Source organism: Corallococcus exercitus (genome assembly GCF_003611585.1).
Lineage (GTDB): Bacteria > Myxococcota > Myxococcia > Myxococcales > Myxococcaceae > Corallococcus > Corallococcus exercitus.
In genome coordinates, this window is sequence record NZ_RAVW01000002.1 from 1 (window position 1) to 26,426 (window position 26,426).

4 protein-coding genes are annotated in these 26,426 nt (G+C 70.0%); all 4 read right to left on the reverse strand.

All coding sequences use genetic code 11. The annotated features are described in order from the left end of the window. A partial coding sequence (locus tag D7W79_RS00380; RefSeq protein ID WP_120523321.1) for a non-ribosomal peptide synthetase occupies positions 1-24,051 on the reverse strand: 24,051 nt, incomplete at its 3' end. A 320-nt stretch (positions 24,052-24,371) separates the two neighbouring features. Beyond that, positions 24,372-25,322, reverse strand: coding sequence for a bifunctional UDP-sugar hydrolase/5'-nucleotidase (locus D7W79_RS00385; RefSeq protein WP_208729597.1), 951 nt, complete (start codon positions 25,320-25,322; stop codon positions 24,372-24,374). Positions 25,323-25,388: 66 nt separating this feature from the next. Continuing rightward, entirely contained in the window at positions 25,389-25,523 is a 135-nt protein-coding gene (locus tag D7W79_RS45600; protein ID WP_276375021.1) for a hypothetical protein, read from the reverse strand. After that, complete coding sequence (locus D7W79_RS00390; RefSeq protein ID WP_120523322.1) at positions 25,520-26,383, reverse strand: tetratricopeptide repeat protein; 864 nt, start codon at positions 26,381-26,383, stop codon at positions 25,520-25,522. The genes D7W79_RS45600 and D7W79_RS00390 overlap by 4 nt, the downstream gene beginning before the upstream one ends. Positions 26,384-26,426: the final 43 nt, after the last annotated feature.

The following is a 26,426-nucleotide window of genomic DNA, read 5'->3' on the forward strand; positions in this document are numbered from 1 at the left end:
GCCCTTCGGGCGGCCGGTGCTTCCCGACGTGTAGATGAGGTACGCCACGTTCTCCGGGCGCACGTCCGACGTCGGCGGGCAGCAGGACTCCTCCGCCCATTCCTCCTCACGGTCCAGGCACACGGCCTGCGCGGTGAAGGCGGGCAGCGACTCCAGGAGGTGTGAGTGCGCCACCAGTGCCGGACCCTGTGCATCCTCCAGCAGCCAGCCCAGCCGCTCCTTCGGGTAGCTCGGGTCCAGCGGCACGTATGCGCCGCCGGCCTTGAGGATGCCCAGTGTTCCCACCACTACGTCCGCCGTGCGCTCCACGCACAGGCCGACTCTCGACTCCGGGCCCACTCCCAGCTTGCGCAGCCGGTGTGCCAGCTGGTTCGCCCTCGCCTCCACCTCCCGGTACGTCAACCGCTGCTTGCCGCTCACCACCGCCACGGCTTCGGGCGTGCGCTTCGCCTGTGCCTCGAAGAGCCGAGGAATCGTCGCGTCGCGCTCGTACTCCGCCTGCGACTGATTCCACGTCACCAGCACCTGCTGGCGCTCCGCGGACGTGAGCATCGGCAGCCGACCCACTGCTTCCTCCGGCCTGGCCACCACGCCTTCCAGCAGGACGCGCAGGTGCTCCACCATCCGACGCATCGTCTCGGCTTCGAACAGGTCGGTGCTGTACTCCACCGCACCCGTCAGTCCGTCCGGCGTCTCCGTGAAGAAGAGGCTCACGTCGAACTTCGACGTCCCGCCTGAGAGCTCCACGGGCTTGAGCGCCATTCCGGGCAGCCGGGCTTCACCCACGGGTACGTTCTGGAGTGCCAGCAGCGTCTGGAAGAGCGGCGTGTGGCTGCGGCTGCGCTCGGGCTGGAGCGCCTCCACCAACTTCTCGAAGGGCACGTCCTGGTGCTCTTGCGCCTCCAGGACCGTCTCGCGCACCTGGTGGAGCAGGCCCCGGAAGCTGGGGTCTCCAGACAGGTCCGTCCGCAACACCAGCGTGTTGACGAAGAAGCCGATGAGCCCCTCTACCTCCGCGCGCGTGCGGCCCGCGATGGGTGAGCCCACGCTGATGTCCTGCTGGCCGCTGTAGCGCGACAGCAGCACCTGCCATCCCGCCAGCAGCACCATGTACAGCGAGGCGCCTTCGCGCTGCGCGAGGCCTCGCAGGCCCTGGGCCAGCGATTGCGGCCAGAGGAAGGCCTGGGTCGCCCCCGCGTTGCCTCGCACCGCGGGACGCGGACGATCCGTGGGCAGCTCCAGCACCGGCGGCGCGCCGGCAAGCCGCTGCTTCCAGTAGTCCACTTCCCGCTGGAGCGTCGCGCCCTGCAACCAGCCGCGCTGCCACGCCGCGTAGTCCGCGTACTGCAACGGCAGCTCCGGCAGCGGAGAGGGCAGGCCCTGAACGAAGGCCGCGTAGAGCGTACTGACCTCGCGGATCAGCACGCCGAGCGACCACCCGTCCGACACGATGTGATGCATCGTGACGACGAACACGTGCTCCCGCTCGGCCAGCTTCAGCAGCAGCGCCCGGATGAGCGGGCCGTGTGCCAGCTCGAAGGGCCGCAGCACTTCCTGCTCCACGCGCCGCTGGAGCGCGGGGGCGTTCGACGTCAAGTCGTCCATCGCCAGCTTGAAGCCGCTGTCGGACGTGGTCCGTTGCTCCGGCTCGGGGTTGCCCGCGACGAACGTCGTGCGCAGGGCCTCGTGGCGGTGCACGACCTCACGCAGGGCCCGCTCCAGGGCTCCCACGTCCAGGTCGCCTTCCAGCCGCATCGCCACCGGCACGTTGTAGAGCGCCGTGCCCGGCTCCAGCTGATCGAGGAACCACAACCGCTGCTGCGCGAACGACAACGGCAGCGAAGTTTCCCGCGACACGGGCACGAGGGCCGGTGCCTTCGCGCGTCCGGCCTTCTCCAGCCGACGAGCCAGCGACTCCACCGTGGGCGCTTCGAACAGCGCGCGCAGCGGAAGCTCCGCGCCCGTCTCCGCGCGCACTCGTGACACCACCTGGGTCGCGAGCAGTGAGTGGCCACCTAGCGCGAAGAAGTCGTCCTTCACACCCACCTGGGGCACTCGCAGCACCTCCGCCCAGATGGCCGCGAGCTTCGCTTCTGTCTCCGTGCGCGGCGCTTCGTACGTACTTCCAGCCTTGGGGGCCTCCGGCTCCGGTAGCGCCTTGCGGTCCACCTTGCCGTTGGAGTTGAGCGGCAGGGCCTCCAGCACCACCACCGCGCCCGGCACCATGTACTCAGGCAGCCGCTGACGCAGGCTGGCCTTCAGCGCCTCTGCCTCCAGCGTCTTGCCTGCCTTCGGCGCCACGTACGCCACGAGGCGCTTCTCCGCGCCCTCCCCCTTCGCCACCACGACGGCTTCCTTCACCGCCTCCTGCTGGCGCAGCGCGGACTCCACTTCTCCCAACTCGATGCGGAAGCCGCGCACCTTCACCTGGAAGTCCACTCGCCCCAGGTACTCCAGCACTCCGTCCGCCCGGTACCTCACCCGGTCTCCCGTGCGGTACATGCGGCTGCCTTCGGGGCCGTACACCTCCGGCAGGAACTTCTCCGCCGTCAGCTCCGGCCTCAGCAGGTAGCCGCGTGCCTGGCCTTCTCCGGCCAGGAACAGCTCTCCGGCCACGCCCACCGGCACCGGCTGGAGGTAGCGGTCCAGCACGTACGCCCGCGTGTTGGTGAGAGGCCGGCCGATGTTCGGGACCTCCTCCCGTCCCACCAGCGACCACGTCGAGTACGTCGTGTCTTCCGACGGGCCGTACAGGTTGTAGAGCTTCTTCACCGTCGGCACCGCGTACACGGCCTTTGACAGCGTCTCCGGCAGCGCTTCGCCCGCGAGATTCACCACGCTCACCGACGGCGGCACGGCGTTCAGCCGCACCAGTTGTGCCATCGCGGAGGGTACCGTGTTGATGAGTGTTACCTCTGCGTCGGGCTTCTCCTCTGCCAGGTGCAAGGCATTGCGCACCACCACCACGCTGCCGCCTCGCACCAGCGGTGCGAAGAGTTCGAAGACGGAGAGGTCGAAGTTCAGGCTCGTCGCCGCGAGCACGGCCTTCGTCTCCTCCTCCGTGAAGGTTTCCGTGGCCCACGCGAGGAAGGCCGCCGCATTCCGGTGCGTCACCGCCACGCCCTTCGGGCGGCCGGTGCTTCCTGACGTGTAGATGAGGTACGCCACGTTCTCCGGGCGCACGTCCGACGTCGGCGGGCAGCAGGACTCCTCCGCCCAGTCTTCCTCACGGTCCAGGCAGACGGCCTGCGCACTGAAGGCGGGCAGCGACTCCAACAGGTGCGAGTGCGCCACCAGCGCCGGGCCTTGCGCGTCCTCCAGTAGCCAGCCCAGCCGCTCCTTCGGGTAGCTCGGGTCCAGCGGCACGTACGCGCCTCCGGCCTTCAAGATGCCCAGTGTCCCCACCACCACGTCCGCCGTGCGCTCCACGCACAGGCCGACTCGCGACTCCGGGCCCACTCCCAGCTTGCGCAGCCGGTGCGCCAGCTGGTTCGCCTTTGCCTCCACCTCCCGGTACGTGAGGCGCTGCTTGCCGCTCACTACCGCCACGGCTTCGGGCGTGCGCTTCGCTTGCGCCTCGAAGAGTTGCGGAATCGTCGCGTCGCGCGCGTACTCCGCCTGCGACTGATTCCACGTCACCAGCACCTGCTGGCGCTCCGCGGAGGTGAGCATGGGCAGCCGGCCCACCGCTTCCTCCGGCTTCGCCACCATGCCTTCCAGCAGGACGCGCAGGTGCTCCACCATCCGGCGCACCGTCGCCGCTTCGAACAGGTCGGTGCTGTACTCCACCGACCCGCTCAAGCCCTGCGGCGTCTCCGTGAAGAAGAGGCTCACGTCGAACTTCGACGTGCGGCCCTCCAAGGCCAGGGGCTTGAGCACCAACCCCGGGAGCTGGGCCTCATCGATCGGCACGTTCTGGAGCGACATCAGCGACTGGAACAGCGGCGTGTGGCTCAGGCTGCGCTCCGGATGGAGCGCCTCCACCAGCTTCTCGAAGGGCACGTCCTGGTGCTCGTACGCGCCCAGCACCGTCTCCCTCACCTGCGAGAGCAACGCCCGGAAGGACTGGTCCCCGTCCACCTGGGCACGCAGCACCAGCGTGTTGACGAAGAAGCCGATGAGCCCCTCCACCTCCGCGCGCGTGCGGCCCGCGATGGGCGTTCCCACGCTGATGTCCGTCTGCCCCGAATAACGCGACAGCAGCACCTGCCAGCCCGCCAGCAACACCATGAACAGCGACGCGCCCTCCTTCTGGGCGAGCGCGCTCAGTCCGCGCGACAGCTCCGGGGACAGCATGAAGCCCAGCGTCGTGCCGGCGTTGGTGCGCACCGCCGGACGCGGACGGTCCGTGGGCAGCTCCAGCACCGGCGGCGCCCCCGTCAGCGACTGCTTCCAGTAGTCCACTTCGCGCTGGAGCGTCTCATCCCGCAACCAGTCCCGCTGCCAGGCCGCGTAGTCCGCGTACTGCACCGGCAGCGGAGGCAGGCTCGCCGCCAGCCCTCGTGACAACGCGGTGTACAGCGTCACGAGCTCCCGGAGCAGCACGCCCACGGACCATCCGTCGGAGACGGAGTGGTGCATCGTGACGACGAGCACGTGGTCGCGCGCGTCCAGGCGCACCAGCAGCGCGCGCAGGAGCGGGCCCCGCATCAGGTCGAAGGGCCGGGCCATCTCCCCCATCACCCGGCGCCGGGCCTCCTCCTCCGTCGCCTCTCCAGACGTCCCCAGGTCCACGAGGCGCAGCGGCACGTCCACGGACGCGTGGATGCGCTGGACCGGCTGACCCGCCTCTTCTTCGAACGTCGTGCGCAGGGCCTCATGGCGGCGGACAACGCCGTGCAGCGCCTGCTCCAGCGCCGCGGCGTCCAGCTCGCCCTCCAACCGCACCACCGTCGGCACGTTGTAGAGGGGACTGCCCGGCTCCAGCTGATCGATGAACCACAGCCGCTGCTGAGCGAACGACAATGGCAGCGACGCGGGACGCGCCCCGGCGCTCAGCATGGGCACACCGGAGCGTCCCAGCTGGGCGAGCCGCGCCGCCAGCGCTTCCACCGTGGGCGCCTCGAACAGCAGGCGCAACGGCATCTCCACGCCCAGCGCCGTGCGGATGCGCGACACCACCTGCGTCGCCAGCAGCGAGTGGCCTCCCAGCGCGAAGAAGTTGTCCTGCACGCCCACGCGCTCCAGGCGCAGCACCTCCGCCCAGACGGTCGCGACCTTCGCCTCCGGCACGGTGCGCGGGGCCACGTAGGCGTCGCCCAGGCGGGCGGCCTCCGGCTCCGGCAGCGCCCTGCGGTCCACCTTGCCGTTCGCGTTGAGCGGAAGGGCGTCCAGCACCATCAGCGCCGAGGGGACCATGTACTCCGGCAGCCGCTGCCGCAGGCCCGCGCGCAGCGTGTCCACCGCCAGCGCGTGGCCCTGCTTCGCCACGACGTAGCCCACGAGCCGCTTGTCGGCACCGTTGCCCCGCACCAGCACCACGGCCTCGCTCACGCCCGGATGCTGCGCCAGCGCGGTTTCCACCTCGCCCAGCTCGATGCGGAAGCCGCGCACCTTCACCTGTGCGTCGGTGCGTCCGACGAAGTCCAGCTGGCCGTCCGCACGCCAGCGAACGACGTCGCCCGTACGGTAGAGACGGGCGCCCTCTTGACCCGAGAAGGCGTCCGGCACGAAGCGCTCCGCGGTGAGTGCGGGACGTCCCGCGTACCCACGCGCCAGGCCCACGCCACCGATGTGCAGCTCGCCGCGCACACCCACGGGCACCGGCTGCCCCTGCGGGTCGAGCACATAGACGCGCACGTTCGCCAGCGGCTTGCCAATGGCTGGCACGTTTCCATCCGCCACCACCTCGCCCAGCGTGGCGATGACGGTGGCTTCCGTCGGGCCGTAGGTATTGAGCAACCTTCGCCCCGGAGCCCAGCGCGCGACGACCTCCGCGGGCAGGGCCTCACCGCCGGAGATGACGGTGCGCACCTGGGGCAGGTCCTCGGAGGACGTGGCCGCCAGCGCCGCGGGGGTGAGGCTGACGACGCTCAGCTCCTGCTCACGCAGCAGCACGGGCAGCGGCGCGCCCGGCATCAGCTTCTCCAGCGGCGCGAGCACCAGCGTGGCGCCGTTGCAGAGCGTGGTGAAGATCTCCTCCACCGACAGGTCGAAGCTGAGGCTCGCGAACTGGAGCACGCGGCTGCCAGGGCCGATGCCGTACGCCACCGCCTCGTGGGTGACGAGGTTGGCGACGCCGCGGTGTTCCACCGCCGTGCCCTTCGGCGTGCCCGTGCTGCCCGAGGTGTAGAGCAGGTACGCCATGTTCGCCGGCGTCACGCCCGTCATGGGCGCAGCCGTCGGCTCGGCGGCAAGAGCGCCGCGCTCAGCGTCCAGGCAGAGCGCTCGGGCATGCAGCGCCTCCGGGAAGCGGGCCACCAGCCCCTGCTGGGTGACGAGCACCTGGGCGGCGCTGTCCTCCAGCATGAAGGCCAGTCGTTCACGCGGCAGCAGCGGATCCACCGGCACCCAGGCGCCACCGGCCTTCAGGATGCCGAGCAGGCCGATGACGATATCGAGCGACCGCTCGACGCTGAGGGCGACGCGGACTTCGGGCCCAACGCCGCGACGGCGCAGGGCATGGGCGAGCTGATTGGCGCGCGCGTCCAGTTGCGCGTACGTCAACTGCGTCCCCTCGAACGCCGCGGCCAGCGCCTCGGGTGCATGGCGCACCTGCGCCTCGAAGAGCGAATGCACGCACGCTTCCGGGAACGGCGCCCGCGTGGCGTTCCAATCCACCAGCATCTCGCGGCGCTCGGCGGCGGTCAGCAGGGGCAGGCGGGACACGCGCGTGTCCGGGCGCGCCACCGCGCCTTCGAGGAGCGTGATCCAATGCGTGACCATCCGCTGGACGGTGCCCGCGTCGAACAGCTCCGTGCTGTACTCCAGGACGCCCGTGAGCCCGCGCGGCTGCTCCATGAGCGTCACGCTCAGGTCGAACTTCGCGATGGGGCTCTCCGCGTCCACCGGCGTGAGGGCCAGGTCCGGCAGGCGCAGCTCGCCCATGGGCACGTTCTGCAGGGCCAGCATCGTCTGGAAGAGCGGCGTGTGGCTGAGGCTGCGCTCCGGCTGCAGCGCTTCCACCAGCTTCTCGAACGGCACCTCCTGGTGCTCGTACGCGTCCAGCACCGTCTCGCGCACCTGGGCGAGCAGCTCGCGGAAGGACAGGTGGCCCTCCACGTTCGCGCGCAGCACCAGGGTGTTGACGAAGAAGCCGATGAGCCCTTCCAGCTCCGCGCGTGTGCGGCCCGCGATGGGCGAGCCCACGCTGATGTCCGTCTGCCCGGAGTAGCGCGCCATCAGCACCTGCCATCCGGCGAGCAGCACCATGTACAGCGACGCGCCCTCACGCTGGGCCAGGGCCCCCAGGCCTGCGGCCAGTGGCTGGGACAGGGTGAACGCGTGCGTTGCCCCCGCGATGCTCCGTTCGGGAGGACGCGGACGGTCCGTGGGCAGATCCAGCACCGGCGGCGCGCCGGCGAGCTTCTGCTTCCAGTAGTCCACCTGTCGCGCCAGGACGTCGCCCTGGAGCCGGTTGCGCTGCCAGGCCGCGTAGCGCGCGTACTGCACGGGCAGCTCGGGCAGGGGGGACGGCTGCCCCAGGGAGAAGGCCGCGTACAGCGCGCCCACTTCGCGGATCAACACGCTCAGCGACCAGCCGTCCGACACGATGTGGTGCATCGTCACCACGAGGACGTGCTCGCGCTCCCCGAGCGTGAACAGCCGGGCGCGGATCAACGGCCCGCGTCCCAGGTCGAACGAACGGAGCATCTCCTGCTCCACCTGCCGGTGGGCCTCCGCCTCGCGGTGGGCGGCATCGACGGAGCGCAGGTCCACCCGGCCCAGCTCCAGCGCCAGGGTGGGATGGATGACCTGGATGGCGTGACCGCCGCGCTCCTCGAAGGTGGTCCGCAGCGAGTCATGCCGGCGGACGACTTCATTCAGGGCCCGCTCCAGGGCCGCGACCTCCAGCGCGCCCTCCAGCCGCACCGCCACGGGCAGGTTGTAGAGCGCCGTCCCGGGCTCCAGCTGGTCGATGAACCACAAGCGCTGCTGCGCGAAGGACAGCGGCGGCAGCGTGCCCATGAGCGTGTCGCCCAGGAGGGAGCCCTGGGCACGGTTCGCTTTCTCCATCCGCTGGGCCAGGGCCTCCAGGGTGGGAGCCTCGAACAGCGCGCGCAGCGGCAGCTCGGCGCCCGTCTCCGCGCGGATCCGTGACACCACCTGCGTCACCAGCAGTGAGTGCCCGCCCAGCGCGAAGAAGTCGTCCTTCACGCCCACCTGGGGCACCCGCAGCACCTGTGACCAGATCGCCGCCAACATTGCTTCCGCTTCCGTGCGGGGTGCCACGTACGTGCGGGTGGAAACGGGTGCCTCCGGCTCCGGCAGGGCCTTGCGGTCCACCTTGCCGTTGGAGTTGAGCGGCAGCGCCTCCAGCACCACCACAGCCCCAGGCACCATGTACTCCGGCAACCGCTGACGCAGGCTCGTCTTCAGTGACTCCGCTTCCAGCGTCGCGCCTGCCTTCGGCGCCACGTACGCGACGAGCCGCTTCTCCGCGCCCTCCCCCTTCGCCACCACGACGGCTTCCTTCACCGCCTCCTGCTGGCGCAGGGCTGCTTCGACTTCGCCCAGCTCGATGCGGAAGCCGCGCACCTTCACCTGGAAGTCCACGCGCCCCAGGTACTCCAGCACGCCGTCCGCCCGGTACCGCACCCGGTCTCCCGTGCGGTACATCCGGCTGCCTTCAGGGCCATGGACTTCTGGCAGGAACTTCTCCGCCGTCAGCTCCGGCCTCAGCAGGTAGCCGCGTGCCTGGCCTTCTCCGGCCAGGAATAGCTCTCCCGCCACGCCTACCGGCACCGGCTGGAGGTAGCGGTCCAGCACGTACGCCCGCGTGTTGGTGAGAGGCCGACCGATGTTCGGAACCTCCGCGCGCCCCACCAGCGACCACGTCGAGTACGTCGTGTCCTCCGAGGGGCCGTACAGGTTGTAGAGCTTCTTCACCGTCGGCACCGCGTACACAGCCTTCGCAAGCGTCTCCGGCAGCGCTTCGCCTGCCAGGTTGATGACTTGGACGGACGGCGGCACTGCCCCCAAGCGCACCAGTTGCGCCATCGCGGAGGGCACGGTGTTGATGAGTGTCACCTCTGCGTCGGGCTTCTCCTCCAGCAGGTGCAGCGCATTGCGCACCACCACCACGCTGCCGCCTCGCACCAACGGGGCGAAGAGTTCGAAGACGGAGAGGTCGAAGTTCAGGCTCGTCGCCGCGAGCACGGCCTTCGTCTCCTCCTCCGTGAACGTCTCCGTCGCCCACGCGAGGAACGCCGCTGCGTTCCGGTGCGTCACCGCCACGCCCTTCGGGCGGCCGGTGCTTCCCGACGTGTAGATGAGGTACGCCACGTTCTCCGGGCGCACGTCCGACGTCGGCGGGCAGCAGGACTCCTCCGCCCAGTCTTCTTCACGGTCCAGGCACACCGCCTGCGCGGTGAACGAGGGCAGCGACTCCAAGAGGTGCGAGTGCGCCACCAGTGCCGGCCCCTGTGCGTCTTCCAGCAGCCAGCCCAGCCGCTCCTTCGGGTAGCTCGGGTCCAGCGGCACGTACGCGCCGCCGGCCTTCAGGATGCCCAGCGTCCCCACCACCACGTCCGCCGTGCGCTCCACGCACAGGCCCACGCGTGACTCCGGGCCCACTCCCAGCTTGCGCAGCCGGTGCGCCAGCTGGTTCGCCTTTGCCTCCACCTCCCGGTACGTCAGCCGCTGCTTGCCGCTCACCACCGCCACGGCTTCGGGCGTGCGCTTCGCCTGCGCCTCGAAGAGTTGCGGAATCGTCGCGTCGCGTTCGTACTCCGCTTGCGACTGGTTCCACGTCACCAGCACCTGCTGGCGCTCTGCTTCCGTCAACAGTGGCAGCCGGCCTACCGCTTCCTCCGGCTTCGCCACCACGCCTTCCAGCAGCATGCGCAGGTGCTCCGCCATCCGGCGCACCGTCTCGGCTTCGAACAGGTCGGTGCTGTACTCCACCGCACCGGTCAGTCCGTCCGGCGTCTCCATGAAGAAGAGACTCAGGTCGAACTTGGACGTCCGGCCTTCGTAGGCCACGGGCTTGAGCGTCAATCCCGGCAGTCGCGTCTCGCTCTCAGGCAGGTTCTGGAGTGCCAGAAACACCTGGAACAAGGGCGTGTGACGCCGGTCACGCTCGGGCTGGAGTGCCTCCACCAGCTTCTCGAACGGAATCTGCTGATGCTCCTGCGCCTCCAGGACCGTCTCCCGGACCTGGTTCAGGAGCGCACCGAAGGAAGCACCGCCCGACACCTGAGCGCGCAGCACCAGGGTGTTGACGAAGAAGCCGATGAGCCCTTCCACCTCCGCGCGCGTGCGCCCCGCGATGGGCGAACCGACGCTGATGTCCTCCTGTCCCGAGTAGCGCGACAGCAGCACCTGCCACCCGGCCAGCAGAACCATGTACAGCGACGCGCCCTGACGCTTGCCCAGCTCTCGCAGCGCCTGGATCAACGGTCGGGGCCAGAGGAAGTTCAGCGTCGCGCCGGCGCTGCCACGCACCGGCGGGCGCGGATGATCCGTCGGCAGCTCCAGTACCGGCGGCGCGCCAGTGAGCTTCCGCTTCCAGTAGTCCACCTCCCGCTGGAGCGTCGCCCCCTGCAGTCCGTCGCGCTGCCAGGCCGCGTAGTCCGCGTACTGCACGGGCAGCTCCGGCAGCGGCGACGGTCGCCCTTCCGCGAAGGCCGCGTACAGCGCGCCCACTTCACGCACGAACACGCCCAACGACCAGCCGTCCGACACGATGTGATGCATCGTGACGACCAGAACGTGCTCCGAGTCCCCCACCTTCAGCAGCAGTGCCCGGAGGAGCGGACCGCGCGACAGGTCGAACGGCTTCAACATCTCCTGCTCGATCCGCTGCCGGGCCTGTTCCTCCCGTTGCGGCGCATCCCCCACGGACGACTCCACCCGCTCCAGGTGCAGGGCCATGTCCGGGTGGATGACCTGGATGGGCTGACCGTCCTGTTCCGCGAACGTCGTCCGCAGCGTCTCATGGCGCCGCACCACTTCACGCAACGCCCGTTCCAGGACGTCGTGACGGAGCGTTCCCTCCAGCCGCACCGCCACGGGCATGTTGTAGAGCGCCGTGCCCGGCTCCAGCTGGTCGATGAACCACAGCCGCTGCTGCGCGAACGAGAGAGGCCGGGCGGCATTCCCCTGCCTCCGTCTCAGCGCCGTCATGCTCGAGAACGCGGCCTTCTCCATCTGGCGGGCAAGCAATTCCACCGTGCGCGCTTCGAACAGCGCACGCAGCGGCAACTCCGCGCCCGTCTCCGTACGCACCCGCGACACCACCTGCGTCGCCAGCAGCGAGTGCCCGCCCAGCGCGAAGAAGTCGTCCTTCACGCCCACCTGGGGCACTCGCAGCACCTCCGCCCAGATGGCCGCCAGCTTCGCTTCCGTCTCCGTCCTCGGGGCTTCGTACGTGCTTCCGGCCTTGGAGGCCTCTGGCTCCGGCAGGGCCTTGCGGTCCACCTTGCCGTTGGAGTTGAGCGGCAGCGCCTCCAGCACCACCACCGCCCCGGGCACCATGTACTCCGGCAACCGCTGGCGCAGGCTGGCCTTCAGCGCCTCTGCCTCCAGCGTCGCGCCTGCCTTCGGCGCCACGTACGCCACGAGCCGCTTCTCCGCACCCTCCCCCTTCGCCACCACGACGGCTTCCTTCACCGCCTCCTGCTGGCGCAGCGCGGACTCCACTTCTCCCAGCTCGATGCGGAAGCCGCGCACCTTCACCTGGAAGTCCACTCGACCCAGGTACTCCAGCACGCCGTCCGCCCGGTACCTCACCCGGTCTCCTGTGCGGTACATGCGGCTGCCGGCCGGCCCGTAGACTTCTGGCAGGAACTTCTCCGCCGTCAGCTCCGGCCTCAGCAGGTAGCCGCGTGCCTGGCCTTCTCCCGCCAGGAACAACTCTCCGGCCACGCCCACCGGCACCGGCTGGAGGTAGCGGTCCAGGACGTACGCCCGCGTGTTGGTGAGAGGCCGGCCAATGTTCGGGACTTCCTCCCGTCCCACCAGCGACCACGTCGAGTACGTCGTGTCCTCCGAGGGGCCGTACAGGTTGTAGAGCTTCTTCACCGTCGGCACCGCGTACACGGCCTTCGCCAGCGTCTCCGGCAGCGCTTCGCCCGCGAGGTTCACCACGCGCACCGACGGCGGCACGGCGTTCAGCCGCACCAGTTGCGCCATCGCGGAGGGCACGGTGTTGATGAGCGTGATTTCCGCCTCGGGCTTCTCCTCCGCGATGTGCAAGGCATTGCGCACCACCACCACGCTGCCGCCTCGCACCAGCGGCGCGAAGAGTTCGAAGACGGAGAGGTCGAAGTTCAGGCTCGTCGCCGCGAGCACGGCCTTCGTCTCCTCCTCCGTGAACGTCTCCGTCGCCCACGCGAGGAACGCCGCTGCGTTCCGGTGCGTCACCGCCACGCCCTTCGGGCGGCCGGTGCTTCCTGACGTGTAGATGAGGTACGCCACGTTCTCCGGGCGCAGCCCTGCTTCTGGCGCCTCCTTCGGCTCCTTGGCCAGCGTCGCGTCCGTGTCCAGGCATACCGCCTGCGCGGTGAACGCGGGCAGCGACTCCAGGAGGTGTGAGTGCGCCACCAGTGCCGGGCCCTGTGCGTCCTCCAGCAGCCAGCCCAGACGCTCTTTCGGGTAGCTCGGGTCGAGCGGCACGTACGCGCCACCGGCCTTCAGGATGCCCAACGTTCCCACCACCACGTCCGCCGTGCGCTCCACGCACAGGCCCACGCGTGACTCCGGGCCCACGCCCAGCTTGCGCAGCCGGTGCGCCAGCTGATTCGCCTTTGCCTCTACCTCCCGGTACGTGAGGCGCTGCTTGCCGCTCACCACCGCCACGGCTTCGGGCGTGCGCTTCGCCTGCGCCTCGAAGAGTTGCGGAATCGTCGCGTCGCGTTCGTACTCCGCTTGCAACTGATTCCACGTCACCAGCACCTGCTGGCGCTCCGCGGGCGTCAGCATGGGCAGCCGACCCACTGCTTCCTCCGGCCTGGCCACGACGCCTTCCAGCAGGACGCGCAGGTGCTCCACCATCCGGCGCACGGTCGTGGCATCGAACAGGTCGGTGCTGTACTCCACCGCGCCACTCAAGCCTTGCGGCGTCTCCGTGAAGTAGACGCTCACGTCGAACTTCGACGTGCGGATCTCCAGGTCCAACGGCTTCATCGTCAGACCGGGGAGCCGTGCCTCTCCCTCGGGCGTGTTCTGCAACGCCAGCATCGTCTGGAAGAGCGGCGTGTGGCTCAGGCTGCGCTCCGGTTGCAGCGCCTCCACCAGCTTCTCGAACGGGACCTCCTGGTGCTCGTAGGCCTCCAGCACCGTGCCCCGCACCTGCTTCAGCAGCTCACGGAAGGACAGCTCCCCGTCCACCTGGGCACGCAGCACCAGCGTGTTGACGAAGAAGCCGATGAGCCCTTCCAGCTCCGCCCGCGTGCGCCCCGCGATGGGCGAGCCCACGCTGATGTCCGTCTGCCCCGAGTAGCGCGATAGCAGCGCCTGCCATCCGGACAGCAGCACCATGTACAGCGACGCACCTTCATCCCGAGCCAGCGCCTTCAACTGCTGCTCCAGCGATGACGGCAGGACGAAGGTGTGCACCGCTCCGGCGTTGCCTCGCACTGCCGGGCGCGGACGGTCCGTCGGCAGCTCCAGCACCGGCGGCGCTCCCGCGAGCTTGCCCCTCCAGAAGTCCACCTCCTTCTGGAGTGTCTCTCCCTGCAACCAGCCTCGCTGCCACGCGGCGTACCCCGCGTACTGCAAGGGCAGCTCCGGCAGCGGCGACGGACGACCTTGCGTGAAGGCCGCGTACAGCGCCCCCACCTCGCGGATCAACACGCCCAGCGACCAGCCGTCCGATACGATGTGATGCATCGTGATGAGCAGCACGTGCTCGGTGTCTTCCAGCCGCAACAGGCTGGCCCGGATGAGCGGCCCCCTGTTCAGGTCGAAGGGCTCCGCCAGCTCCAACCCGAGCCGGCGCCGGACCTCCTGCTCCCGCTGCTCGACGTCGAGCGCCCTCAGGTCGACCTCCGCCATCGCGAGGCGTGCATCGGACTGGATGCGCTGCACGGGCTGCCCTTCGTGCAGTTCGAACGTCGTGCGCAGGGACTCATGACGGCGCACGACTTCACGCAGGGCCTCTTCCAGGGCACCCACGTCCAGTTCGCCGTCCAGGCGCACCGCGACGGGGACGTTGTAGAGCGCGCTGCTCGGCTCCAACTGGTCGATGAACCACAGGCGCTGCTGCGCGAAGGACAAGGGGGCCAGCCCACCACTCGCGATGGGCTTCAGCGCCGCGGGCAGCGGACGCGCGGCCGTTCCCAGCCGTTCGGCCAGGACCTCCAGCACGGGCGCCTCGAAGAGGACGCGGAGCGCGAGTTCCACGCCCAGCTCCGCACGGACCCGTGACACCACCTGCGTGGCCAGCAGCGAGTGACCGCCCAGCTCGAAGAAGTGGTCCTTCACCCCCACCCTGGGGATGCGCAGGACCTCCGCCCAGATGGCCGCCAGCTTCGCTTCCGCCTCCGTGCGGGGCGCTTCGTACTCACGCTCCGAGCGGGCCGTATCGAGCTCAGGCAGGGCCTTGCGGTCCACCTTGCCGTTGGCCGTGAGCGGCAGCGCGTCCAGCACGCCCATGGCTGACGGCACCATGTACTCCGGCAGCCGCTGCCGCAGCTCCGTCTCCACCGCCTTCGGGTCGATGTTCTGACCCGGCTTCGCCACGAGGTACGCGACGAGCCGCTTGTCCCCACCGACTTCGCGCACCACCACCGAGGCTTCCGCCACGGCCTGCTGACGCAGCAGCGCCGCTTCCACTTCTCCCAGCTCGATCCGGAAGCCGCGCACCTTCACCTGGAAGTCGGTGCGCCCCAGGAACTCCAGGGTGCCGTCTTCCTTCCACCGCGCCTTGTCCCCAGTGCGGTACAGCCGCGCGCCGGGCTTCGTGCTGAAGGCATTCGGGACGAAGCGCTCCGCGGTGAGGTCCGCGCGGTTGAGGTAGCCCCATGCGAGGCCTTCGCCTCCCACGTACAATTCACCCGGTACGCCCACGCCCGCCACGTCTCCGTGCGCGTCCAGCACGTACGCCGTCGAGTTTCCAATCGGCTTGCCGATGGGCACCGAAGCCGTCAGGGTCGTGTCACGCGTTAGCGTGTATGTCGTGGAGAACGTCGTGTTCTCGGTCGGGCCGTAGCCGTTCACCAGCACGGCGCCGTCCGGCAGCAGCCTCAGGTGCTCGCGCACGCGCGGGGCCGGCAACACATCGCCGCCCGCCAGCACCTGCGACACGCTCGCGAGCGCCTCCACCTGGTGCAGCGCCATCTGCTCGTACAGCGCCGCCGTCAGCCACAGCGCGCTGATGCGCTCCTGCTTCAGCAGCGCGCCCAGTTCCTCCAACGTCAACGCGTGCGGCGGGGCCAGGACCAGCTTCGCTCCGTGCAGCAGCGCACCCCAGATTTCCAGCGTCGAGGCATCGAAGGCCACCGGCGCCAGTTGCAGCCAGACCTCTTCCGGCCCGAAGCGCAGGAAGGCGTTGCCCACGACCAGCCGCGTGATGCCCCGGTGCGGCACGCTCACGCCCTTCGGACGGCCCGTGCTGCCCGACGTGAACATCACGTACGCCAGGTCTTCGGCGCCGACCTCCACCTGCGCCGGCGTTCGCGGCTGGCGCGCGACTTCGCTCCACACCGTGTCCAGCGTCAGCAGGGCGCCCGCACTCGTCGGCAGCTTCTCCACGAGCGACTGCTGCGTCAGCGTCACTGCGACGCCCGCGTCCCCCAGCAGCAGCGCGATGCGCTCCGCCGGGTAGTTGCGGTCCACCGGGACGTATGCGCCTCCAGCCTTCAGGATGGCGAGCAGTCCCACCACCATCTCGAACGAACGCTCCACGAACACGCCCACCCGCGTGCCGCGCTTCACGCCCAGGCCCCGCAGGTGGTGCGCCAACTGGTTCGCCTTCGCGTCCAGCTCGCCGTACGTCAGCGTGGAGCCTTCTTCCGCGAGCGTCAGCGCCACTGCCTGTGGCGTCTTCCGGGCCTGCTCCTCGAAGCGGGCGTGCACCGGTCCTTCGCCGAGAGATTCGGTGGTCGTCTGGTTCCACGTCACCAGCACCTGCTGGCGCTCCGCGGGCGTGAGCAGCGGCAGACGACCCACGGCCGCCTCCGGCTTCGCCACCACGCCTTCCAGCAGCACCCTCAGGTGCTCCGCCATCCGGCGCACCGTCGTCGCATCGAACAGGTCGGTGCTGTACTCCACTGCTCCACTCAAGCCCTGCGGCGTCTCCGTGAAGAAGACGCTCACGTCGAACTTCGACGTGCGGATCTCCAGCTCCAGCGGCTTCATCGTCAGGCCGGGGAGCCGCGCCTCTCCTTCAGGCATGTTCTGCAACGCCAACAGCGTCTGGAAGAGCGGCGCGTGGCTCAGGCTGCGTTCCGGGTGCAGCGCTTCCACCAGCTTCTCGAACGGGACCTCCTGGTGCTCGTAGGCCTCCAGCACCGTGCCCCGGACCTGCTTCAGCAGCTCACGGAAGGATGCCTCCCCGTCCACCTGCGCACGCAGCACCAGCGTGTTGACGAAGAAGCCGATGAGCCCTTCCAGCTCCGCGCGTGTGCGCCCCGCGATGGGCGAGCCCACGCTGATGTCCGTCTGCCCCGAGTAGCGCGACAGCAGCGCCTGCCACCCGGCCAGCAGCACCATGTACAGCGATGCACCCTCGCGGTGCGCCAGCTCCCGCAGCGCCTGGGCCAGCGACGACGGCAGCAGGAAGGAATGCACGGCTCCGGCGTTGCCTCGCACCGCCGGGCGCGGACGGTCCGTCGGCAGCTCCAGCACCGGCGGCGCTCCCGCGAGCTTCCCTCGCCAGAAGTCCACTTCCTTCTGGAGCGTCTCTCCCTGCAACCAGCCTCGCTGCCACGCCGCGTACCCCGCGTACTGCAGGGGCAGCTCTGGCAACGGCGACGGACGCCCTTCCGTGAAGGCCGCGTACAGCGCTCCCACCTCGCGGATCAACACGCCCAGAGACCAGCCGTCCGACACGATGTGGTGCATCGTGATGAGCAGCACGTGCTCGGTGTTCTCCAGCCGCAACAGGCTGGCCCGGATGAGCGGTCCCTTGTTCAGGTCGAAGGGCTCCGCCAGCTCCAACCCGAGCCTGCGCCGGACCTCTTCCTCCCACTGCTCGCGGGTGACCCCCTCCAGGTCGACGTCCGCCAACGGCAGGCGCGCATGCGGATGGATGCGCTGCACGGCCTGACCTTCGTGCTGCTCGAACGTCGTGCGCAGGGATGCGTGACGGCGGACCACTTCGTTCAGGGCTCGCACCAGCGCGCCCCGCTGCAAGGCGCCTTGCAGCCGGACCGCCACCGGGACGTTGTAGAGCGCGCTGCCCGGATCCAGCTGGTCGATGAACCACAGGCGTTGCTGCGCGAACGACAGCGGCGGCGCCTCATCCCTTGCGATGGACTCCAGCGCCGCGGGCAGTGGACGCGTCGCCGTTCCCAGCCGCTCGGCCAGGACCTCCAGGACGGGCGCCTCGAAGAGGACCCTCAGCGAGAGTTCCACTCCCAGCTCCGCGCGGATCCGCGACACCACCTGCGTCGCCAGCAGTGAGTGACCACCGAGCGAGAAGAAGTTGTCCTTCACGCCCACCCTGGGCACCCGCAGGACCTCCGCCCAGATGGCCGCCAGCTTCTGCTCCGCCTCCGTGCGGGGTGGCTCATAAGCAGTGCCTGCCTCGTGCGCGTCCAGCGCCGCGAGGGCCTTGCGGTCCACCTTGCCGTTGGCCGTGAGCGGCAGCACGTCCAGCACGCCCATGGACGACGGCACCATGTACTCGGGCAGCCGCTGCCGCAGCTCCAGCTCCACCGCCTTCGGGTCGATGTTCTGCCCCGGCTTCGCCACGAGCCAGGCGATGAGCCGCTTGTCGCCGCCCACCTCCCGCACCACCACCGCGGCTTCCGCGACGCCCTCCTGCTTCAAGAGCGCTGCTTCCACTTCTCCGAGTTCGATGCGGAAGCCTCGCACCTTCACCTGGAAGTCGGTGCGGCCCAGGAACTCCAGCGTGCCGTCTTCCTTCCAGCGGGCCTTGTCTCCCGTCCGGTACAACCGTGCTCCCGGCTTCGTGCTGAAGGCGTTCGGCACGAAGCGCTCCGCCGTCAGGTCCGCGCGGTTGAGGTAGCCCCATGCGAGGCCTTCGCCTCCCACGTACAACTCTCCCGGCACCCCCACTCCGGCCAGGTCCCCACGCGCATCCAGCACGTACGCCGTCGAGTTCCCGATCGGCTTGCCGATGGGCACCGACGCCGCGAGCGATGAGTCACGCGTCAGCGTGTACGTGGTGGAGAAGGTCGTGTTCTCCGTCGGGCCGTAGCCGTTCACCAGCACCGCGCCTTCCGGCAGGTGCTTCAGGTGTTCGCGCACGCGCGGGGCCGGCAGCACGTCGCCGCCCGCCAGCACTTGCGACACGCTCGCGAGCGCCTCCACCTGGTGCAGCGCCATCTGCTCGTACAGCGCCGCCGTCAGCCACAACGTGCTGATGTGCTCCTGCTTCAGCAGTGAGCCCAGCTCCTCCAGCGTCAGCGCGTGCGGCGGCGCCAGCACCAGCCTCGCTCCGTGCAGCAGCGCGCCCCAGATTTCCAGCGTCGAGGCGTCAAAGGCCACCGGCGCCAGTTGCAGCCAGACCTCTTCCGGCCCGAAGCGCAGGAAGCCATTGCCCACCACCAGTCGGGTGATGCCCCGATGCGGCACGCTCACGCCCTTCGGACGGCCCGTGCTTCCTGACGTGAACATCACGTACGCCAGGTCTTCCGCGCTCACTTCTCCGTCAGGCGCCGTCTGTGGCTGGCGGTTGGCTTCGCTCCATGCCGTGTCGAGCGTCAGCGCCCGGCCCGCGCTCCTGGGCAGCTTCTCCACCAGCGACTGCTGCGTCAGCGTCACTTCAACGCCCGCGTCCTCCAGCAGCAGCGCGATGCGCTCCGCCGGGTAGTTGCGGTCCACCGGCACGTACGCGCCGCCGGCCTTCAGGATGGCCAGGAGGCCCGCCACCATCTCCAGCGAGCGTTCGACGTACACGCCCACCCGAGTGCCGCGCTTCACACCCTGGCCTCGCAGGTGGTGTGCCAGCTGGTTCGCTTTCGTGTCCAGCTCGCCGTACGTCAGCGTCCGCCCGTCCTGCGCCTTGAGCGCCACCGCGCCCGGCGTCTTCCGGGCCTGCTCCGCGAAGAGCAGGTGCACCGGCGTAATGTTCGTGGCCTCCGCCACCGTGCGGTTGCCACTGTCGAGGAGCAACTGCCGCTCCTCCTCGTCCACCATCGGCAGCCGGGACACGGCCTGCTCCGGACGCGAGAGTGCCGCATCCAGGAGGACTCGCAGGTGCTCCACCATCCGGCGCACGGTCGTGGCGTCGAACAGCTCGGTGCTGTACTCGAGCGTTCCCCTCAGCCCTTCGCCCTCCTCCACGAAGAAGACGCTCAGGTCGAACTTCGCGGTGCGGCTTTCCATCATCACCGGCTTGAGCGTCATGCCCGGCAACCCCAGGTCGCCCTGGGGCACGTTCTGGAGCGCCAGCAGCGTCTGGAACAGCGGCGTGTGGCTCAGGCTGCGATCCGGCTGGAGCGCCTCCACCAGCTTTTCGAAGGGAACGTCCTGGTGCTCGTAGGACTCCAGCACCGTGCCTCGGACCTGCTTCAGCAGCTCACGGAAGGACGTCTCTCCGCTCACCCGGGCGCGCAGCACCAGCGTGTTGACGAAGAAGCCGATGAGCCCTTCCAGCTCCGCCCGCGTCCGGCCCGCGATGGGCGAGCCCACGCTGATGTCCTGCTGGCCGCTGTAGCGCGACAGCAGCGTCTGCCACCCGGCCAGCAGCACCATGTACAGCGATGCACCCTCGCGCTGCGCCAGCGCGCGCAGACGCTGCGTCATCGAGGGGGACCACTGGAAGAAGTGCATCGCGCCCGCGTTGCTCCGCACCGCTGGACGCGGACGGTCCGTGGGCAGATCCAGGGCGGAGGGCGCGCCTTCGAGCCGGCCCTTCCAGAAGGCAACCTCGCGCTCGAGCGCGTCCCCCTGAAGCCAGCCGCGCTGCCAGGCCGCGTAATCCGCGTACTGCAAGGGCAGCTCCGGCAGGGCGGAAGGCTGCCCCTGCACGAACGCCGAATACAGCGCGCCCATCTCCCGCACGAGCACGCCCAACGACCAGCCATCCGAGATGGCGTGGTGCATCGTGAGCGCGAGCAGGTGGTCCTGCGCGTCCAGCCGCACCAGCTGCGCGCGGACCAGCGGCCCGCGCAACAGGTCAAAGGGCCGCTGCCCCTGCGCCATCACGCGGCGACGGGCTTCGTCCTCTCGCTGGCCCGCTTCAAGGCCTCGCAGGTCCTCCACCTCCAGCGACATCGCCGACGGCGGATTCACCACCTGCACCGGGGTGCCTTCGTGCGCGGTGAACGTCGTGCGCAGCGCCTCGTGGCGGCGCACCAGCTCATCGAGCGCCCGCTGGAGCACCGCGACGTCCAACCGCCCCTCCAGCCGGACCGCCAGCGGAACGTTGTAGAGCGGGCTGCCCGGCTCCAGCTGATCAATGAACCACAGGCGCTGCTGCGCGAACGACAGCGGCAGGGGCTGCTCGCGCGAGACGGACACCAGCGGCGGGGCAACGGAGCGTGTGGCGCGCTCCAGGCGCAGCGCCAGGGCCTCCAGGGTGGCGGATTCGAACAGCTCCCGCAGGGGCAGCTCCACGCCGAAGACAGCACGGATCCGCGAGGCCACCTGCGTCGCCAGCAGCGAGTGACCGCCCAGCTCGAAGAAGTTGTCCTTCACGCCCACCTGGGGCACGCGCAGCACCTGCGCCCAGATGTCCGCCAGCTTCGCTTCCGTCTCCGTGCGGGGCGCCTCGTGGACCCGCTCCGAGCGCGGAGCCTCTGGCTCCGGCAGCGCCTTGCGGTCCACCTTCCCGTTGGCGCTGAGCGGCAACGCCTCCAGCACCATCAGGATGGCGGGCACCATGTACTCCGGCAACCGCTGCCGCAGGTGTCCCCGGAGCTCCGCCACGTCGAGCGTCCGGCCCGGCCTCGGGACGCCATACCCCACCAAGTGCTTGTCCCCGCCCAGGCCGCGCACCACCACCGCGGCCTCCGCCACGTCCGGGTGCTGGATGAGGGCCGCTTCGATTTCCCCCAGCTCGATGCGGAAGCCACGCACCTTCACCTGGAAGTCGGTGCGGCCCAGGAACTCCAGCGTGCCGTCTTCCTTCCACCGTGCCTTGTCGCCCGTGCGGTACAGCCTCGCGCCGGGCTCCGTGCTGAAGGCGTTGGGCACGAAGCGCTCCGCCGTGAGGTCCGCGCGGTGGAGGTAGCCCCATGCGAGGCCCTCGCCGCCCACGTACAGCTCACCGGGCACGCCCACGCCCGCGGAGGCCCCGTACGCGTCCAGCACGTACGCCGTCGAGTTCCCGATCGGCTTGCCAATGGGCGCGGCGGCCTCGAGCGTCGTCCGCCCCGTCATCGTGTACGTGGTGGAGAAGGTGGTGTTCTCCGTCGGGCCGTACGCGTTCACCAGCACCGCGCCTTCCGGCAGCCGCTGCAGGTGCTCACGTGCGCGCTGCGCCGGCATCACGTCGCCGCCCGTCAGCACCTGCGCCACGCCCGCGAGCGCATCGCCCTGGTGCAGCGCCATCTGCTCGTACAGTGCCGTCGTCAGCCACAGCACGCTGACGCGCTCCTTCTTCACGAGCCCGCCCAGCTCCTCCAGCGTCAGGGCGTGCGGCGGCGCCAGCACCAGCTTCGCCCCGTGCAGCAGCGCGCCCCAGAGTTCCAGCGTCGAGGCATCGAAGGCCACCGGCCCCGTCTGCGACCAGACCGCATCCGGTCCGAAGCGCATGAAGTCGGTGCCCACCACGAGCCGGGTGATGCCCTGGTGTGGAATGCACACGCCCTTCGGGCGGCCCGTGCTTCCCGACGTGAAGATGACGTACGCGAGGTCCAAGCCCCCGATCGCCACGTCCGGCGCCGTCTCCGGATGGCGGGAGAGGCATTCCCACGCCGTGTCCACGCAGAGCGGTGTCCCCGCGCCGGCCGGCAGCTTCTCCAGCAGCGACTGCTGCGTCAGCGTGACTTCAACGCCCGCGTCCTCCAGCAGCAGCGCGATGCGCTCCGCCGGGTAGTTGCGGTCCACCGGCACGTACGCAGCTCCGGCCTTCAGGATGGCCAGCAGCCCCGCCACCATCTCCAGCGAGCGCTCCACGTACACGCCCACCCGCGTGCCGCGCTTCACGCCCAGCTCCCGCAGGTGGTGCGCCAGCTGGTTCGCCTTCGCGTCCAGCTCGCCGTACGTCAGCGTCCGGCCATCCGCGCCCTGCACGACCGCCACCCGGTCTGGCGTCTTCCGCGCCTGCGCCGCGAAGAGCGCGTGTACCGGCTGCTCCCTCGGATACGCCGCCTGCGTCCGGTTCCAGTCCTCGGACAGCAGCCGCTGCTCGGCGGCCCCCAGCATGGGCAGCCGGGCCACGGGACTGCCGGGGTGCGCCACGGCGGCCTCCAGCAGGCCGCGCAGGTGCTCCACCATCCGCGCGACGGTGCCAGCGTGGAAGAGGTCGGTGTCGTACTCCACGTAGCCGCTCAGGCTGCCGTCCGCCTCCGTGAGCTGGAGGAGCAGGTCGAACTTGGCGGTCTGGGTGTCCACCTCCATCGCGTTCAGCTTCAGGCCCTGCACGGCGACCGGGCCGCGCGGCGCGTTCTGCAGCGCGAACATCACCTGGAAGAACGGCGTGCGCCCCGAGTCGCGGTCCGGCTGGAGCGCCTCCACCAGCCGCTCGAAGGGCAGGTCCTGGTGGTCCGTCGCGCCCACCATCGTCTCGCGCACCTGGCGCAGCAGCCCCCGGAAGGACAGCTCCGGCGTGAAGCGCGCGCGCAGCACCAGCGTGTTGACGAACATGCCGATGAGGCCTTCAAGCTCCGAGCGGGTCCGGCCCGCCATCGGAGAACCCACGCTCACGTCGTCCTGCCCGGAGTAGCGCGACAGCAGCGACTGCCAGCCGGCCAGCAACACCATGAACAGCGTCGCGCCCTCCTGCTGCGCCAGCGCCCGGAGCGCGTCCGTCAGCTCACGCGACCACTGGATGGGCGTGCGCGCGCCCCGGAAGCCGCGCGCCGCGGGCCGGGGCTTGTCCGTCGTCAGCTCCAGCGCGGGCGGAGCGCCCGAGAGCTGCTCGCGCCAGTACGCCAGCTGCTTCTCCAGCGCCGCGCCCTGCAACGTGTCCCGCTGCCACGCCGCGTAGTCCGCGTACTGCACGGCCAACTCCGGCAGCGGCGACGGCTGGCCCTGCAGGAACGTGGCGTAGAGCACCGCCACCTCGCGAACGAGAACTCCCAGCGACCAGCCGTCGGAGACGATGTGGTGCATCGCCACCAGGAGCAGGTGATCCGCGTCCGCCAGCTTCACCAGCAGCGCGCGCATCAGCGGGCCCGTGGCGAGGTCGAAGGGGCGCAGCGCCCCTTCCTTCACCCGGCGCCAGGCCTCCGCCTCCCGGCCTTCCGCCGCGAGCGCGCTCACGTCCGTGCGCTCCAGTTCCAGCACGGGCGCGTCCGCGAAGTGCTGCACCGGCCCGCCTTCGCCGCCCTGGAAGGTCGTGCGCAGCGATTCGTGGCGGCGCACCACCTCCCGCAGCGAGCGCTCCAGCACCGCCACGTCCAGCGCGCCCTCCAGCCGCACCGCCACGGGCACGTTGTAGAGCGGGCTGCCCGGGGCCAGCTGATCCATGAACCACAGCCGCTGCTGCGCGAAGGACAGCTCCGCCGGCCGCGAGCGGTCTCTCAGCGGGAAGCCAGCCCGGTTCGCCGCGCCCGGGACCTGCTTCTGCGCGGCCATCTTCTTCAGCAGCTCCGCGCGCTTTTCCGGAGACAGGTTCGCGATTCGCTTCGACAGATCACCGCTGCTGCTCATCGAATTGACTCCGCACTCTGGACGCGACACGGCCCTGAAGGACGCCCGGTAATCCGGACGCATGGCCTTCGGGTCAATGTCGCCAAATGTCGATCACGCGCGGCCTGCCGCTCGTCGCGCGAGCAGCGTGGGGGAGGCCATAAAACCTGCTGTTCACATTATTCGGTCGAACAGCGGCCTGCCATGCGTTCCATGCCGCGCGGCCTGCCTGCTCTCCAGCGGGGCTGGAACAGGCGTGACACATCCCAAGAAAGGGCGAATGAAACAGGCGTTTCAGTCCCCGTCCCAGGATGGACGGGGTTGGTTCCACGCAAGGAAGCTCAGTGACCCGCGGAGCCGGGCGGCTCGACGCGCTCCACCTGCTTCTGGACGGCGGCATCCGACGCCACGTCCGCGCCCAGCTGCAGGTATGTCAGCAGATAGGTGCGCCCCGTCGCCGGCCCCTGGGCCGCCGCAGTGCGGGCCAGCGCGTCGCGCCGGGACTCGAAGGAGGCCAGCGTCTCCTGGAGCGAGCGGCGCGTGTCCTCGCTCTTCTCCACCTTCAGGCGCTCCTGCACCCGCGCGATGTTCGCCTCCACCATGCGCTGGCTCTCCCGGGCGCGGTTCGCCTCGGACAGGTCGGTGAAGGGGCCCGTGCCCTCCACGGACAGCTCCAGCTTCGCGACCTGGCGGCCGCGCTCCCCGGGCGGCACCAGCGTGGACACGCCCTGGCGCTGCGCCATGCCCACGCCCCGGCCGTCGTGCGACTGCACCACGAAGTCCACGCCCTCGGCGCCCTGGGCCAGCCGCACGGCCTCCACGTAGGGCACCGCCGCGAGCAGCACCACCAGCTGCACCTGCTCCTTCTGGCGCAGGCGCTTCACCTCCGCGGCCACGGCCGGCCCCACCGGCAGGCCCCGGACACCCTCGGGCAGCACGGCCGCGCCGTCCGCGCTCGCGGCCGGAGCCTTGGGGTTCGCGGACGCGGGCGACGCGCCGATGACGCCCACCTTCAGCCCGCCCACGGTCGTCACCACCGAGGCGGGAAAGAGCGGCTGCCCCTTCGCGTCCACGAGGTTCACGGACACGAGCTTCAGCTTCGCGCCCTTCGTCTTCTTCTTCAGGAAGTCCACGCCCAGCACGAGGTCGCGCTGGCCCACGGCCATCGCCGCGTAGCCCTGCGCGTCCAGCTGCTCCAGGAGCAGCTCCGCGCGAGGCTTCGCCGTCGCATCCTGGCCGTCCGCCAGGGTCTTGAAGAGCGCGTTGCCCGCGTCCAGTGCGAGCACCGGCACGCCCTTCGCGCGCTCCTGCGTCAGGACCGTCTTTCGTCTGGCCAGACCGCCAGACGGGTTGTGGCGTCAACCACAGGGGGCGATTTCGCCCCCGTTGTCTCCCGTGAAGAGCAGCACGAGCTGCTTCGGCGCGGCCCCCGCCACGAAGGGCAGGAGCAGGAGGAGCGCCAGGGCGGCGAGCCGGGGGGCGCGGGGGCTCACTTCTTCCCCTTCTTCGGAGCGGGCGCGGCCTTCTTGTCCAGCTCCGCCAGCTTCGTCTTCGCCGTCTTGGCCGCGTCCGACTTGGGGTAGCTCTTCACCAGCTCCTCCAGCGCGAGCTTCGACTCCTCCTTCATCTTCAGCTTCTGGAAGCAGTCGGAGGAGCGCAGGTACGCGTCCGGCGCGGACGCCGTCTTCGCGTGGTCCTGCACCACCTTGCCGTACTCGAAGAGGGCCTCGCGGCACTTGGACTCGGTGAAGTACGTCTCGCCCAGGCCGAAGTGCGCCTCGCCCACGAGCGCGTCCTTGGGCCACTTCTTCATGAACTCGTTGTAGAGCTGGCGCGCGACCAGCGCGTCGCCGGCCTTCGCCTTCTCCTGCGCGAGCGTGAGGAACTCCTTCTTGTCCGTGGGGCGCTGGAGCTCCTCGGCCTTCTTCTTGGCCTCGGCCTCCTTCACCGCCTCCGTTCCCTGGAGCGCCAGCAGCCGCTGGTTCGTCTCCTCCGTGCTCTTGCCGAGCGCGGCCTCCAGCTCGGCGATCTTGTAGAGGTACGTCTCCACCTGGCCGCGCAGCTGCGCCAGGTCCTCCACCGTCTTCTGGAACTGCACGCCGATGTCCGCGTCCTTGCGGCGCGCGGCGGTGTCCAGGCTCTGCAGCGCCTGGGTCACCTGGGCGATCTTCTCGTCGATCTTCGGCTGGGTGGCGGCGAGCTGGTCGCGCGCCTCCTTCAGCTCCGTGGCCATCCGGGCGTTGTCCGAGCCCAGCCGGTCCACCTTGGCTTCAAGGGCACGGCCGCGGTCGGCGGGGTAGAAACAGCCGGGAACGGCGGCGGTCAACAGGGCGAAGAGCACGAGCCTGCGCATGGGCCGGGCATCCTAGGTCCAAAGCGCCCCGCGCGCCGCTTCT